The organism is Erwinia sp. BNK-24-b (genome assembly GCF_047456155.1).
In the GTDB taxonomy this organism is placed as follows: domain Bacteria; phylum Pseudomonadota; class Gammaproteobacteria; order Enterobacterales; family Enterobacteriaceae; genus Erwinia; species Erwinia phyllosphaerae.
The window spans coordinates 2,267,039-2,280,751 of the sequence record NZ_CP179901.1; the positions used below are offsets into that span (position 1 = coordinate 2,267,039).

Here is a 13,713-nt window from a genome sequence, read left to right on the forward strand (position 1 = left end):
CTTCCTGTTATGCACGTATTGAAAAGTTGCCGAGCAGATCGTCCCACTCAAGAGGTAAGTAAACGCCGTCACCATTCATTTCTGCAGTAATAATAAAAACGCTACAGCCCTGGTTTTCATCTCCCTGAGTTACGGAAATATTTTTAAACCTTGGTTCAAAAAGCCGTAGCGTTTTAAGCAGACGGGCCTGCATTATTGCAACACGTTCTGTTTTTGACAGGCCATCAGGGAAAATATCGCTAATACCATAATTAATGACTGAACGGCACACTTCAGGCAAATCATTGACGTGATAATCACGCGGGCGGCTCGATAAAAGCATCAGGATTTCTTCTGCTAAATCCAGCTTTGGACCGGATTCATGCGTACTCTGATTTTTAGGATCGTTATCCGCCAGCATACTTAACAACATAGAATGCCTTTTGTGCCCTCAGCCGTTAATTATAATGAAGTATTCGCTACGCGGTCCCAGCCTACAGGTCCCTGCTTGCCAATCTTACCGTCTGATTTTGCCATGTTGGTTTCATATTTAATGGTGCCGTAGGCAAAAACCAGTGACTCAGAACCTGTTCTTCCCGTATTTCCCACGTCAATGTTGTGAGAGCATATAACACAATTTTCAATGGTAATACGCATGCTTTCACTGCGTTTCTCATTGATTACCTCGGTGTGTACAAATACAATCTTTTTAATATTTGTACCTTTAGGGACACTGGTAAAAAAGGAAGTAGACGTCGCATCAATCCCTTTACTGATGCTGATTGGCGAAAAATAAGGGTTACTCCCCTTCATTTGACCACTGGCCGTCTCAATATTAGATTCATTCATTGACTGAATGCTGAAGTTTTCAATAACAATCCACTCTTTGTAATCCTTATCGCTACAAGATCCTTTAATACCGTCAACCTGCATAAATAAATGATTAACTTCTGACATCGCATTTTCCTTTTAAAGATTATTAACTACCTGCGGACAGGGATACGGATACTACCTGATTAAAACAGTTTAACCGCCAGCGGAAGCAGGCAACTCTGCAACCAGACGAAGAGACATGCCCAAACCTTCCAGCTGGAAATGGGGACGCAGATAAGCGATTGCTCGATAAGTTCCCGGACTGCCAGGCACTTCAACCACGTCTATTCTGGCTTCGCGTAATGGATGGCTGGCTTTAATATTCATACCAACATTGTCAGAACCAACAACATACTGGTTTATCCAGGTTTGTAAAAATTGCTGACATTCCGTTCGGGACATAAAGCTCCCCACTTTATCCCTTACTATTGCTTTTAAGTAATGGGCAAAGCGTGAAGTGGTTAAAATATACTGAAGCTGGCTTGAAAGACGCGCATTAGCGTTTGCCAGATCGGAATCATATTTGCGCGGTTTGTTAGCCGACTGTACGGCAAAGAAAGCAGCGTAATCGGTTCCTTTGCAGTAAACCAACGGAATGAAACCTAACTCCGCCAGCTCTTTTTCCCGGCGGTCGGAAATAGCGACCTCCGTCGGACAGTGGGTAATTTTTTCTCCGGTACGGGAAACATAATTATAAACCGGCATGGACTTCACCAGGCCACCGCCTTCTACGCCGCGAATCGCCGCTGACCAGCCATACTCTTCAAAGGCGCAAACAATGCGGCCCGCCAGTTCGTAGGCGGCATTTACCCAAAGATAGCTGGCTCCCTGACTCTCTTCATCAATTCGCTCCTCAAAACAAAACGTTTCAACCGGCGTAGTTTTAGCCCCGTAAGGCAGTCGTCCGATAACACGAGGCAGCGTAAGTCCGACGTAGCGAGCATCATCGCTTTGCCGGAAAGAACGCCAGCGAATATAGTCCGAAGTATCAAACATTTTGCCAAGATCGCGCGGACGAGGCATCTCCTGGAAGGAGTTCATGCCAAACATGCCGCTGGAAACCGCCGTCAGAAAAGGAGCATGGGCGGCTGCCGCCACGTGTGAAATTTGCTCCAGCAGATAGAGATCTTCCGGCATGGCATCAAATTCAAAATCACCGACAAAAGCCGAATAAGGTTCGCCGCCAAAGGTACCGTACTCGCTTTCGTAAATACTTTTAAATAAAACGGACTGGTCGAAATCTGAAGCTGTTTTGAAATCCTTAAGTAGCTCCTTTTTTGAACAGTTAAATAAGCGGATACGCGTATTTTCCGTTACGCTGGTTTGTACCAGCTTATGTAAGCCACGCCAGGAAGACTCCAGTTTTTGGAACGCGCTGTGCTGCATAATCTTGCTGATCTGCGCCGACAATATGTCATCAATGGCTGCAATACGGCTTTCAATGCTGCCAACCAGATCGTTACTGACAATCACGGCGCCTGAAGCAACTTCCGTCAAAAAGCTATCAAGCTGCGTTTTCAATTTATCGCGGTCAGCTTCACGGCGAACGGCCTGGGTACGGTCGATAATTTGATCGAGATAATCGGCATTGCCCGCAGCAGCGGCGCTTTCCTGCATTTCCTGAACGCTCATTACTCTTGTCCTTCTTTATTATCCAGGTTTTCCGGTTGCTCTGCCGCCCGGCTCGCCAACAATTCCGCCAGCTGTTCCTTCAGGCGATCGTTGCTGGCCGTACGGTTGCGTAAATCGCTTAATTGCTCACGCAGCGCCAGTAATTTCCTGAGAGGTTCAACCTGCATGGCAACGCTTTCCGGAGAGAAGTCTTCCATTGAATTAATATTAAGCGCGACGGCGAGCTTGCCTTCCTGGTCATTAAGTTCATTATCCACCAGCATTTCCAGACTTAACGTCATGCCAGCCATCACCTCGTCAAAATTATCTTTATCAATATGAACAAATCGCCGGTCACGCAGCGGTGTTTCATCCTGCGAAAACTCGCCAACGACACCAATCACCAGCGGCAGCTCTTTTTGCGATTGCGCGCCGCCAGTTTCTACGTCATAGGTGATTTGCACTCGCGGAGGCCGTGCTTTTCCCAGTTTATGTTGGGTGTTATCCATTTTCTTTTTTCCAGATATGAGTTGATGGCAAATGTCTGGCCGGATAATTGCTAATGCCGCGCGAGAATCTGTGCAACACTGAATCCCGAAGCACAGAAACGACAATATTTTTTATTGTCTGCTTTAATCTCCGGCCTCTGGCTTTCCAGCCAGCTGAAACGCAGTTGTATTACTGCCTGGGTGATATCTATTGTGGTATTAGCTTCTTTGAAAAGAGGGTTAATGTCTATAATTTTAATCTTTAGCTTTATAATTTAAATGAAGTTTTTATTTTCTGATATTTTCAATACGACTTAAGATAGCGATTATATTTAATTAAAAAATTAAACGCGCATACTTATAAAGACAAAAATAACTTCAGCCCGATCGTCACAGCATAACTTAAAATCTTACAGCCTTTTCTTTATTATCTTTTAAGCACATCAGTGAAAATTTAATTAATATTTTTTCCTGCGCGGACATTATCGCAAAGCTTGCCCTCTTTGTGGCGCTGCGTTGTAAATCAAAAGTAAATGACGTATAACACTCACCACCGAGGGGTGTCCTTTAACGGGCTGAGATGGCGCAAGCCGAACCCTTTGAACCTGATCTGGGTCATGCCAGCGAAGGGACGGACTGGTCTCCACATCGCCAGACAACGCCTGTTCCCGCGCCTGCCCGGATCTCCATGTTTAAGGAGGTTCCGTGGATTTATACCAACGATTACGCCAGCAGGCTGGTGCTCACTGGCAGCACTATGTCGCTCATCCTTTCCTCCGTCAGCTGGCTGACGGCACGCTTCCCGCCACCGCGTTTCGCCGCTATCTGTCTCAGGATTATCTGTTTCTCATCCACTTTGCGCGCGCTTATGCTTTGCTGGCCAGTAAATGCCATTCGCTACCCGAACTGCGTGCTGCCAGCCGTTCTCTTAATGCCATTATTAGCGAGCTGCCCTTACATGTAAGCTATTGTGCGAGCTGGGGAATTCCTGAGGAAGAAATGGCGCAGGAAACCGAAGCGCCGGAAACGCTTAACTACACCCGTTATGTGCTTGATATCGGCCATTCTGGTGATGCGCTAGAGCTACTTACCGCGCTGCTACCCTGCGTGGCGGGCTATGCAGAGATCGGCGCTGGTTTACTGAACGACAAAAAAACCGTCCTTATTGATAATCCTTATGCGCCATGGATTAAGAATTATGGCGACGTCGAGTATCTGAACGGCGTACAGGCCTCGCTGGCGCTGTTTGAGAAACTGGCCGTTGAGCGTGGAGGGGAAAGCCGCTTTCCGGCGCTGGCAGAGATTTTTACCACGGCAACCCGTCTGGAAGCGGCGTTCTGGCAAATGGGCCTGAACGCCTGCGCTTCGCCGGAGCAGCCATGACGCCCGGCATCATCGTAAACGACCTTAGCTTGGCCTTTGCAGGGAAAACCGTCTTTAGCAATCTGAATTTTACTGTCGCTGGCGGAAGTTTCGTGTCGCTGCTGGGTGCCAGCGGCGTGGGAAAAACCAGTCTGCTGCGGGTAATAGCCGGACTCACCGCGCCAACAGCCGGAACGGTCATGGGTAGCGACGGTCAGCCCATTGTTAAACGCATTGGCTGGATGGGGCAAAAAGATCTGCTCTATCCATGGCTGAACGTTATCGATAACGTGACCGTGGGCGCACGTCTGCGCGGTGAAAAAGCCGATCGGCAATGGGCTGAGCATTTGCTGGAGCGCGTAGGCCTGGCAAACCTTCACCACGCCCGACCCGCGACGCTTTCCGGCGGAATGCGCCAGCGGGCCGCGATCGCCCGCACGCTGTATGAGCGCAGGCCAGTTGTGCTGATGGATGAGCCTTTTTCCTCACTGGATGCCATTACCCGGGCTGCCGTTCAGGAGTTGGCTGTCGAGCTTCTCGCGCAGCATACCGTTCTGCTAATTACGCACGATCCTGCCGAAGCCTGTCGACTCAGCCATCGCCTGCTGGTGCTTTCCACCTCCGGCCTTAACGAGGTACCACTGAGCGCCGACGAACTCCCCCGTTCACTTGATAATCCTGCTTTATTACAAAGTCAGGCCGCGCTTATGCAGCAGTTAACAGAGACGACCAGATGAAAGCCTCATTGCGTCGCACCCTGACGGTATTCGTCGGCTTGATAACCCTGTGGTGGCTGATCACGCTCGGCACTATTCCCGCTTTTTTACTGCCTTCGCCAGCCTCCGTGGCCCGGGCGCTATGGATTAATCGGGACTATCTGGCTTATCACACCATGACTACCGCAGCGGAGATCGCCTGCGGCATGGCAGTGGGCGTCGCCCTTGGCTCTCTGCTGGCGTTATTAATGATCTTCTCGCCTCGTCTGCAGCGCTGGCTAATGCCGCTGGTGTTAACCAGCCAGGCCATCCCCGTCTTTGCACTCGCGCCGCTGTTGGTACTCTGGTTCGGTTTTGGTATGAGCGCCAAAATAGTAATGGCCGTGCTGGTGATTTTTTTTCCGGTCACCTCTGCCTTTTTTGACGGCTTGCGGCGGGTCAGCCAGGACTACCTCGATCTGGCCAGCACCATGGGCGCTTCCCGCTGGGCGATACTGCGCCATGTCCGACTCATGGCGGCACTACCCGCTTTCGGTTCCGGCTTGCGCATGGCCGCGGCGGTAGCGCCGATTGGTGCCATTATTGGCGAATGGGTAGGCTCCGCGCAGGGGCTGGGTTTTGTGATGCTGAATGCCAATGCTCGTATGCAAAGCGATCTCTGCTTTGCGGCGCTGCTGATTTTGATTGTGATGACGCTTTCGCTTTGGGCGGCAACGGATGCTTTACTGCGGCGGCTGATTGACTGGACGCCCGAACATAATTAAACGCTAAGGGAAACAATGATGAAAAAAATCGTTCTGTCTTTACTATTGCCCGGTTTCGCGTGCATCGCTCAGGCAAACGCGGCGGAAAAACTCACGCTAATGCTCGACTGGTACGTTAATCCCGACCATGCACCGATTATGGTCGCACAGCAAATCGGAGCTTTTAAAGCTCAGGGGCTGGATATTGATATTATACCGCCCTCGGATCCGGCCTTGCCGCCCCGGTTGGTGGTAGCGCATAAGGCCGATCTTGCCGTTACCTATCAGCCGCAGCTGCATTTTTTTGCCGAGCAGGGACTGGGGCTGGTACGAGTAGCAACATTAATAAACTCACCGCTTAATACGTTGATGACGCTGGATAAAAATGTTCACTCACTGGCAGATCTTAAAGGAAAATCCGTGGGTTACTCCGTAAGCGGCATTGAACAAGCTACGCTCGCCACTATGCTTGAGCACGAGCACCTGAAAGCAGACGACGTAAAGCTGGTGAACGTAAATTTCCAGCTAACCAGCGCGCTGCTGACGGGCAAAGTCGATGCGGTAATTGGCGGCTACCGCAATATAGAAGCACTGGAGGTAAAGTTACAGGGTCACGAACCGCATGTGTTTAACGTAGAAGATTATGGTGTGCCGGCCTACGACGAGCTGATTATCGTTGCAAGGCGTGATGAGGTCGCAAGGCCCGCGATCAAAAAGTTTCTGGCAGCTTTAAAGGAAGGTAGCGACTATTTGCAGGCGCATCCGCAGGAGAGCTGGCTGGCTTTTGCCAAAGCGCACCCTGAACTTGATACCGAGCTAAACAGACAGGCATGGGTGAAAACACTACCGCTGTTTGCCCGCGATCCGGCCCGTCTGAATCGGCAGCGCTATCAGCACTATGAGCAGTTTCTGTTTACCAACAGGCTGATCAAGAAAATCACGCCGGTTGATGACTATACGGCTGAAATTCAGTGAGTATTTGCACTGACTTTACCGTTGATTTGAAAATACGCTGGACAACCCTGCAAACTCTTCTGGTAAGGTATGCAACAATTAGCACATATTCTGGAAACCTCGATGCTGTCAACAATCATCTATCGTAGCCATATCTCTGATGAAGTCCCTCTGAAGACGCTGGCGAAGCTGGCAGTTGAGGCCAATAAAGTCAACGAATCGCACAACGTTACCGGTATTTTGCTGTTTAACGGCACGCACTTCTTTCAGCTACTGGAAGGACCAGAAGACGCCGTGCTCGCAATCTATGACGGTATTTGCCGCGATCCGCGCCATCACAACCTGGTTGAACTCATGCGCGATTACGCTCCGGCCCGCCGCTTCGGCAACGTAGGCATGGAGCTTTTCGATCTGCGTGAGTATGACCAGGCGAAAGTGCTACAGGCCGTGCTGGATAAAGGAACTTCAAAATATCAGCTAACTTATGATGACCGGGCTCTGCAATTTTTACGCGTTTTCGCTGAAGCGACGGAAAGGGAAAATTATTTTGAAATCCCGCCTGGTGATGCCTGGGAGTTTATCGCCGAAAGCAGCAAAAAGAGCCTGAAAGAAGCCGTTGCGGCCACGGATGATTACAGCTTCGTCTTTCAGCCTATTATCGACCCGCTCTCTCGTCAGGTAGTATCACTGGAAGCCATGATGCAGCCTGCCAGCGGCGTTTCATCGTCTGAGTATCTGGCGCAACTTCCGCGTGAAGAACGCTATGAAGTCGATCTTAAGTCGAAGAAACTGGCTTTCGCGCTGGCGAAAAAATTGGGCATTGATGGTCTGACGCTGTCAATCAATCTGCTGCCGATGTCGCTGGTAGTAGTGCCAGAAGCGGTCGATTTCCTGCTGCAGGAGATCCACGCTAACGGTCTGGTACCGGAACAAATTGTGGTTGAAGTAACGGAAAATGGCGCAATTGCCCGCGCCGACGAGTTTGCCGCCGCCATCAGGAAGCTAAAAGCCTCCGGTATTAGCCTCGCCATTGACGACTTTGGCGCTGGCTCTGCTGGCCTGCTGCTGCTGGCGCAGTTTCAGCCGGACAAAATTAAAATTGACCGCAATATCATCCATGATGTGCATAAAAGCGGCCCGAAGCAGGCTATCGTCCAGGCTATTCTTAAGTGCTGCTCTTCCCTGCAAATTACCGTGATTGCCGAAGGCGTAACGAAACCGGAAGAGTGGATGTGGCTGGAGTCAGCAGGCGTCTGTCACTTCCAGGGGGCATTATTTGCCGCACCGGAGCTGAACGGTATTCCTGCGGTCGCCTGGCCTGAAAAGGTTGAAGCCTGGTAGAGTATGAAGTCGGTATTCCAGAAGATGCCAACGGGCGGCAGCATCAGGCCGCCCGTTGGCTGCGTAGCTAATGACAGATCTGCTGCAGATCTTGCTCGGACAGGCCGGTTAATTCTCTCACCGCAGCGATTTCGAAGCCCTTAGCCAGCATGTTGCGGGCAATTTTCGCGCTGGCTTCGCGCTCGCCAAGCTGGACGCCTTGTTCGCGTCCTTTCTCTATGCCCTGAACCATGCCCTGAGCCATGCCTTCCGCCATGCCTTTTTTCAGGCCCTGTTCCCGGCCTATCTGCTCCAGTCTTTTTGCCATTGTCATCAGTTCATCCTTATGCTGCGGCATTTGCCGTGCCAGTTCGTGAATAAAGCCTTTCACATTCGGCGTTTCCCCCGCCTGAAGCATATAGTTTATCAGTGCAGTTAACTGTTGTCCGGTAATAAATTCCGACAGTAATAGCGTGATCAGGCGATCTTTTAACTCCTGCATATCACGCTGTCGAATGTGCTTTTGCAAATATGTCAGCACGGCCATAGTGCGATGCTTCATGATTTCATCATCAGAGATAGTCGTGATATCGACAAGAGGAAAAGCGCCACCGTACAGGCGGGCGGCCAGCTCGGGTTCGCTAAACAGATCCAGCCAGTTCAGGCTATAAGGATAAGGGCTTTTCCCTCCCTGATAAAACAGTACGGGCACTACCAGCGGTAAAAAGTCATGCCCGCTATCCAGATGGCGTTGCATTGCGGCAACAGAATAACGCATCAGGCGAAAAGCCATTAACTTATCCGGCTTGCTCTGGTGCTCAATCAGAACGTAAATATAGCCATCGCCTTTCGTCGTACGTAACGAATAGAGCACATCGCTATAGTAAGGCCGCAAATCCTCCTCAATGAAGCTGCCTGACTCCAGCTTTAACGTATTGAGGTCGCAGATTTTCAGCAGGTCAGGCTGAAGATGTAATTCAAGAAAATCTCGCGCGGTTTGCGGGTGCGAAAGAAACGTTTTAAACACCGCGTCGTGCGGCGTAGGGGTACTGGTTTTCATCGTGGGCCTTCCTGTGCCTTGGTTATTATCAACGACCAGATGCTGACACAGAAAAGAGCGGCGATCAATAAATTTTACTTATACATCAACACGTTAAATGAACAGGTTATTGCACAGAACGGCCGTTCCCCTTTGCGTGACGAGAGCAAATAGTACGCGTAAAGAGGCATCGAACGTCATAAAACAGATCCAGGTAATGCCGCCAGCATATTTCCTGGCTGAAATGCCCTACGCCACCGCACGGTCATGCTCTAATAGCGCCAGAATACGACTGCGTAATGCAATAAGCAGGGCATCATCGCGGCGACGTGGGTAAGCCGAATTGACGGTAATAATATCCAGCACGCGTGCCGGGCGTGGACTAAAGACCACCACGCGGTTCGCCATGATCAGCGCTTCCTCGACGTCGTGCGTCACCATTAGCGTGGTGAAACGTTTTTCCTGCCATAAATCGACAATTTCCTGCTGCATGCGCAGGCGCGTTAATGAATCCAGCTTACCCAGCGGCTCATCAAGTATCAGCAGGCGCGGATGGTTAATTAAGGCCCGAGCCAGCGCAGCGCGCTGCGCCATACCGCCGGAGAGCTGGTGCGGCCATGCACGGGCAAACTCGCGCAGCCCAACACGGTCGAGCATGGCATGAATTTGCCCTTCTGCCGCTTTTTTGCTTTCGCCACGAATTTGTAATCCCAGCCCCACATTGTCGTAAACCGTACGCCACGGATAAAGCGTCGGATCCTGGAAAACCACCACGCGTGAAGGATGCGGCGCGGTTATAGCCTGGCCTTCTTCGACCAGCGCGCCGGTTGCCGGTTGCTCCAGGCCTGCCAGCAGGCGCAGTAGCGTGGATTTACCGCAGCCGGATGGCCCCAGCAATGCGACAAATTCACCTGCCTCCACCTGCAAATTAATATTTTCCAGTACGGCAAGTTCACTGCCTTCTAAAGTGAAATGGTGACTGACATTTTCAATGGCAATATTGACGCCAACGTCTTTACTCATGGTTTTATCCTCCTTAAAACCTGCAATTTATACTCATAAATAACACGCAGCGATAAAAGGAAATATGCGAATAGCGGCAACCAATTTCGCTAAAAGACATAAGTAAATACTGCATGAACTCATACGCATTTGTTATTTGGCCGTATGAAGCCTCTTTGCGATAGTGCCATAAAATTCGGGCAGGGAGACAAGCATGGCCAGTGAAGTTCTGTTATTACGCCGTTCTGGCGCCGCGCGTCGTATTGCGCCTGCGCTGTGGGGAGCAATATTTTTCTGGTGGGCGCTGGTCGCGCTGATGGTTATCGTACCGGATAAGCCGCAAGGTTTTGCCGCACCACGCTTTGTACAACAAACCCACGAGCTTTTTGCTGGCCTGGCTACGCTGCTTAGCGTACTGGCACTGGGTTCCAGCCTGACGCCAAATCTGGCCGTGTGGCAGCCGCTAAAACGCAGCGGGCGTTGGCTAATTGCGCTGGCGATATTGATCGGTCTTTGGGAATACGTTACCGCCAAGCTGGCGCTGCTGCCCGCTCCCTTCTTTGCTCCACCTCGCGCGCTGATAGAAGCTTACGCGACCGACTGGCCGCGGCTGCTGGACAGCGTACTTAATTCTCTTCGCCTGCTGGCGTTCGGTTTTCTGTTTGGCAGCCTGGCGGGATTTATCACCGGTGTGGCGATTGGCTGGTCGCGCGGTTTAGGTTACTGGGTTCATCCGGTCCTGCGGTTTCTTGGCCCGGTGCCCTCTACCGCACTGCTACCGCTGTCGCTCTATTTCTTCCCTTCGAGCTTTTCCGCCGCAATATTTCTGATTGCGCTGGCAACCTGGTTTCCGGTAACGGTATTGACCTGGTCAGGCGTGTCCAGCGTGGATAATCGCTATTACGACGTGGCGAGAACGCTGGGCGCAAATTCACTGTTTCTGGTTCTGCGCGTGGCCGTGCCCGCTTCGCTACCGCATCTGTTTGTCGGGCTGTTTATGGGACTGGGTGCTTCCTTCTCCGTGCTGGTTGCGGCAGAGATGATGGGCGTGAAGTCCGGGCTTGGCTGGTATTTGCAGTGGGCGCAAGGTTGGGCAGCTTACGCCAATATGTATGCCGCATTGATTGTCATGGCCGTGCTGTTCTCGTCGCTGATTACGCTGCTGTTTATTTTGCGTGACCGTACGCTCGCCTGGCAGCGCAACGCGGTGAAATGGTAATTCCCTTTCTTGTGGGCAGACCGCCCGCCTTTTTTAGAGGTATCGCTTATGGCCGCATCTATCTATGGCTCGATTGCTGAACTGATCGGCCAGACGCCGCTGTTACGCCTGTCGCGCTTTAGCCAGCAACAACATCTTGAGGCTGACTTAATCGGCAAGCTTGAGTTGTTTAATCCTAACCACAGCGTAAAAGACCGAATTGCGCTGGCCATGATTGAACAGGCTGAACGCGATGGCCTGCTTAAGCCTGGCGATATTATTGCCGAAACCACCAGTGGCAATACCGGTATTGGCGTGGCGGCATTTGCGGCGGCCAAAGGCTACCGTTTTCGCGTTTATATTAACGATTTTGTCAGCATTGAACGCAGCAAAATCATTCAGGCTTACGGTGCCGAAGTCGTACCTTTCAGCACCGTGCCGGGCTTTGCCGAGTTCTATGAGGCCAGCGATGGCGACTTTGTTGCCGGCACGCGCTGGCTGGTTGCCCAGGTAACAGAGGCCGAACCGCACGTTCATTTTTTGCAGCAGCTACAAAACCCGGCAAACCCACGGATACACGAACTGACCACCGGGCCAGAAATCTGGCGTGATACCGACGGTGAACTGGATATTTTTGTCGCGTCCGTCGGTACTGGCGGCACGCTTTCCGGCACCGGCCGCTATCTGAAAGCGCAAAATCCGGCGATCCGCATTGTGGCAGTGGAACCGGGAGTTGATTCGCAGCCGAGCGAGCGGCAGCCGGAGCCGCTGGAAATAACCGGCGTCCACGCCTTCAGTAATCAGCCGCCAGAACGCGTTCCGCCTAATCTGGATGCGCAGATCTGTGATGAAGTTATTGCAGTGGAAACCTGGCAGGCTTATCAGTCAGCACGGCAGTTTGCGCTGGCGGAAGGCGTACTGGTTGGCGACTCTTCCGGTGCGGTGCTCTGGGCCGGGCAACAGCTGGCGGCAAGGCCAGAAAATCACGGTAAGCGGATTGTTCTGCTGCTGGCCGACGGCGGCGCAAACTACCTTTCCACCGATCTGTTTAACCATCAGCGGCCTGTGGAAGAGCTGAAAAATGCCACCGCTGTGCAAACCTCTCAGCAGCTTTTATAACCCTTTCCTGATGATTAGTCTGGCGCATCCATGCGCCAGACCTTCCATTACTGCCTGACTGAACAGCTGTTACACCAGCACATCCGCAGTAATGCCTTTGGCAAACAGCAGCGGGTCGGTTTCCGGGCGCAGCACGTTAATGGCTTTCAGGTCATGTGCGTAAATATCAATCTCTTTTACAAAAGCTTCGCCCACCGAATAGTGGCCATGCGTATGCGTTTTCAACACGCTGGCTATCTCCTGTGGATTTGTATTGAGCGCTTTACTGTTAAATTCCTGGCCGATCGCGTCAGGATGCTGAGCAGCAAAGGCGTGCGCCTGCAAAATAGCGTGGGTGATGGCCGCCGCTACTTCCGGCCTGTCGCGAATTAAGCTGCCGCGTGCGCCAATAACGCAGCAGCTAAGGTGCGCGTAGGTATCGGAAAGATTAGTAGCAACCTCACGATAGCCCGGCTGCTGCGTCAATCGCCACATCACCGGATCCGACCCGCTCGCTGCCTGTATTTCTCCTTTTTTTAGCACCATCGGCAGTAAATCCTGCGGATAAACGCGCCAGCTAACATCGCTATTGGGATCGAGACCGTGCCGCTTTAATAACAGCGAAAAAAAGTTCTTATCTGCGCCAGCCATATCGGTGACGCCAATTGTTCTACCTTTCAGCGCCTCCAGCGTAGCGGGGCCGTTATCAAGCGTTACCAGCCGCATACAGCCGCCGTGCGTGCCGGCGGTAAGCTTCACGTCAAATCCCTGCTCCAGCGCCTTGAGCCAGCGTAGCGCCATGCCAACCGCCGCTTCCGCTTTGCCGGTGGCGATAGCCTCCAGCAGTAATTCGGTGGAATTGCCAAAATTCACAAACTCCACGTCAAGATTGTGCGCTTTAAAAAACTGATGTTGGTCAGCTACGATAACGGGCGCGAGGCAAATAGCGTTCAGGTTAACCGCAAGCCGCACTTTTGTTGGCTGCGCCAAAGCCCATTTTCCCGCCCCGCCCTGTACTAAATCGCGCGGCATCGTCATATCCGGCATCGCATTTGCAAACAGAGCCGGAGAAAATGCGCCTGTCGCCAGAGCGGCGGCAGAATAATGAAGAAACCGACGACGTGATAAACCTGAATATAGAGTCACACTACCCCCTGAAATAAATATTCTTTTTAAAAAAATAAGGAATGAGGCGAAAGCTGAGTAATAGTAATTAACACGGTAACCGGTCGGTAAACTATGCCGATTTCGTCTGAAGATATCTGCTTTATTGCTTTTACATTAGAGGACCAACAATGAAAAATCATGGCAGTCAAAAACGTGCTGGCGC

The 13,713-nt window shown here is 51.5% G+C and carries 14 protein-coding genes and 1 riboswitch; of the genes, 7 read left to right on the forward strand and 7 right to left on the reverse strand.

The annotated features are described in order from the left end of the window. Positions 1-7 precede the first annotated feature (7 nt). The 4 genes from ACMGGR_RS10115 to tssB form a co-directional block, all read right to left on the reverse strand. Positions 8-412, reverse strand: a complete 405-nt coding sequence (locus ACMGGR_RS10115) for a GPW/gp25 family protein (protein WP_414148824.1) — start codon at positions 410-412, stop codon at positions 8-10. Between the two features lie 29 nt (positions 413-441). Continuing rightward, positions 442-936, reverse strand: a complete 495-nt coding sequence (locus tag ACMGGR_RS10120; RefSeq protein WP_414148825.1) for an Hcp family type VI secretion system effector — start codon at positions 934-936, stop codon at positions 442-444. Positions 937-1,005: 69 nt separating this feature from the next. Next, positions 1,006-2,484: a type VI secretion system contractile sheath large subunit gene (gene tssC, locus ACMGGR_RS10125; RefSeq protein ID WP_246759412.1), complete on the reverse strand. Its 1,479-nt coding sequence runs from the start codon at positions 2,482-2,484 to the stop codon at positions 1,006-1,008. Next, positions 2,484-2,972, reverse strand: a complete 489-nt coding sequence (gene tssB, locus ACMGGR_RS10130; RefSeq protein WP_246759411.1) for a type VI secretion system contractile sheath small subunit — start codon at positions 2,970-2,972, stop codon at positions 2,484-2,486. The genes tssC and tssB overlap by 1 nt, the downstream gene beginning before the upstream one ends. A 525-nt stretch (positions 2,973-3,497) precedes the next feature. After that, positions 3,498-3,600: riboswitch (TPP riboswitch) on the forward strand. Positions 3,601-3,656: 56 nt separating this feature from the next. On the opposite strand from tssB, the gene tenA reads away from it, so the two are divergent. From tenA to ACMGGR_RS10155, 5 genes are all read left to right on the forward strand, one after another. After that, positions 3,657-4,334, forward strand: coding sequence for a thiaminase II (gene tenA / locus ACMGGR_RS10135; RefSeq protein ID WP_246759410.1), 678 nt, complete (start codon positions 3,657-3,659; stop codon positions 4,332-4,334). Further along, entirely contained in the window at positions 4,331-5,050 is a 720-nt protein-coding gene (locus ACMGGR_RS10140; RefSeq protein WP_414148826.1) for an ABC transporter ATP-binding protein, read from the forward strand. The genes tenA and ACMGGR_RS10140 overlap by 4 nt, the downstream gene beginning before the upstream one ends. After that, complete coding sequence (locus ACMGGR_RS10145; RefSeq protein WP_414148827.1) at positions 5,047-5,793, forward strand: ABC transporter permease; 747 nt, start codon at positions 5,047-5,049, stop codon at positions 5,791-5,793. Before ACMGGR_RS10140 ends, ACMGGR_RS10145 begins: the two co-directional genes overlap by 4 nt. Before the next feature lie 18 nt (positions 5,794-5,811). Beyond that, the gene (locus tag ACMGGR_RS10150; protein ID WP_414148946.1) at positions 5,812-6,747 is read left to right on the forward strand and encodes an ABC transporter substrate-binding protein; all 936 of its coding nucleotides are present in this window, start codon (positions 5,812-5,814) and stop codon (positions 6,745-6,747) included. Positions 6,748-6,849: 102 nt separating this feature from the next. After that, positions 6,850-8,067: a diguanylate phosphodiesterase gene (locus tag ACMGGR_RS10155; protein ID WP_414148947.1), complete on the forward strand. Its 1,218-nt coding sequence runs from the start codon at positions 6,850-6,852 to the stop codon at positions 8,065-8,067. Between the two features lie 67 nt (positions 8,068-8,134). Here ACMGGR_RS10155 and ACMGGR_RS10160 read toward each other — a convergent pair whose 3' ends face one another. Beyond that, positions 8,135-9,106: an Rpn family recombination-promoting nuclease/putative transposase gene (locus tag ACMGGR_RS10160; protein WP_246759405.1), complete on the reverse strand. Its 972-nt coding sequence runs from the start codon at positions 9,104-9,106 to the stop codon at positions 8,135-8,137. 228 nt (positions 9,107-9,334) lie between these two features. After that, entirely contained in the window at positions 9,335-10,108 is a 774-nt protein-coding gene (locus ACMGGR_RS10165; RefSeq protein WP_414148828.1) for an ABC transporter ATP-binding protein, read from the reverse strand. A 193-nt stretch (positions 10,109-10,301) separates the two neighbouring features. Here ACMGGR_RS10165 and ACMGGR_RS10170 point away from each other — a divergent pair, with 193 nt between their 5' ends. Together ACMGGR_RS10170 and ACMGGR_RS10175 are read left to right on the forward strand one after the other, a co-directional pair. Next, positions 10,302-11,306 carry an ABC transporter permease gene (locus ACMGGR_RS10170; protein ID WP_414148829.1) on the forward strand — a complete coding sequence of 335 codons (1,005 nt, stop codon included), beginning with the start codon at positions 10,302-10,304 and terminating at the stop codon, positions 11,304-11,306. A 48-nt stretch (positions 11,307-11,354) separates the two neighbouring features. Next, a complete protein-coding gene (locus tag ACMGGR_RS10175; RefSeq protein ID WP_414148830.1) occupies positions 11,355-12,404 on the forward strand; it encodes a PLP-dependent cysteine synthase family protein in 1,050 nt (349 codons plus the stop codon). Between the two features lie 69 nt (positions 12,405-12,473). On the opposite strand, the gene ACMGGR_RS10180 is transcribed toward ACMGGR_RS10175, so the two are convergent. Next, a complete protein-coding gene (locus tag ACMGGR_RS10180; protein WP_246759398.1) occupies positions 12,474-13,529 on the reverse strand; it encodes an ABC transporter substrate-binding protein in 1,056 nt (351 codons plus the stop codon). Positions 13,530-13,713 lie beyond the last annotated feature (184 nt).

What these genes read in the sequence shown, in the direction of transcription:
- ACMGGR_RS10115 (WP_414148824.1), bottom strand. Translation starts at nt 412, where the DNA reads ATGTTGTTAAGTATGCTGGCGGATAACGATCCTAAAAATCAGAGTACG.
- ACMGGR_RS10120 (WP_414148825.1), bottom strand. Translation starts at nt 936, where the DNA reads ATGTCAGAAGTTAATCATTTATTTATGCAGGTTGACGGTATTAAAGGA.
- tssC (WP_246759412.1), bottom strand. Translation starts at nt 2,484, where the DNA reads ATGAGCGTTCAGGAAATGCAGGAAAGCGCCGCTGCTGCGGGCAATGCC.
- tssB (WP_246759411.1), bottom strand. Translation starts at nt 2,972, where the DNA reads ATGGATAACACCCAACATAAACTGGGAAAAGCACGGCCTCCGCGAGTG.
- ACMGGR_RS10140 (WP_414148826.1), top strand. Translation starts at nt 4,331, where the DNA reads ATGACGCCCGGCATCATCGTAAACGACCTTAGCTTGGCCTTTGCAGGG.
- ACMGGR_RS10145 (WP_414148827.1), top strand. Translation starts at nt 5,047, where the DNA reads ATGAAAGCCTCATTGCGTCGCACCCTGACGGTATTCGTCGGCTTGATA.
- ACMGGR_RS10150 (WP_414148946.1), top strand. Translation starts at nt 5,812, where the DNA reads ATGAAAAAAATCGTTCTGTCTTTACTATTGCCCGGTTTCGCGTGCATC.
- ACMGGR_RS10155 (WP_414148947.1), top strand. Translation starts at nt 6,850, where the DNA reads ATGCTGTCAACAATCATCTATCGTAGCCATATCTCTGATGAAGTCCCT.
- ACMGGR_RS10160 (WP_246759405.1), bottom strand. Translation starts at nt 9,106, where the DNA reads ATGAAAACCAGTACCCCTACGCCGCACGACGCGGTGTTTAAAACGTTT.
- ACMGGR_RS10165 (WP_414148828.1), bottom strand. Translation starts at nt 10,108, where the DNA reads ATGAGTAAAGACGTTGGCGTCAATATTGCCATTGAAAATGTCAGTCAC.
- ACMGGR_RS10170 (WP_414148829.1), top strand. Translation starts at nt 10,302, where the DNA reads ATGGCCAGTGAAGTTCTGTTATTACGCCGTTCTGGCGCCGCGCGTCGT.
- ACMGGR_RS10175 (WP_414148830.1), top strand. Translation starts at nt 11,355, where the DNA reads ATGGCCGCATCTATCTATGGCTCGATTGCTGAACTGATCGGCCAGACG.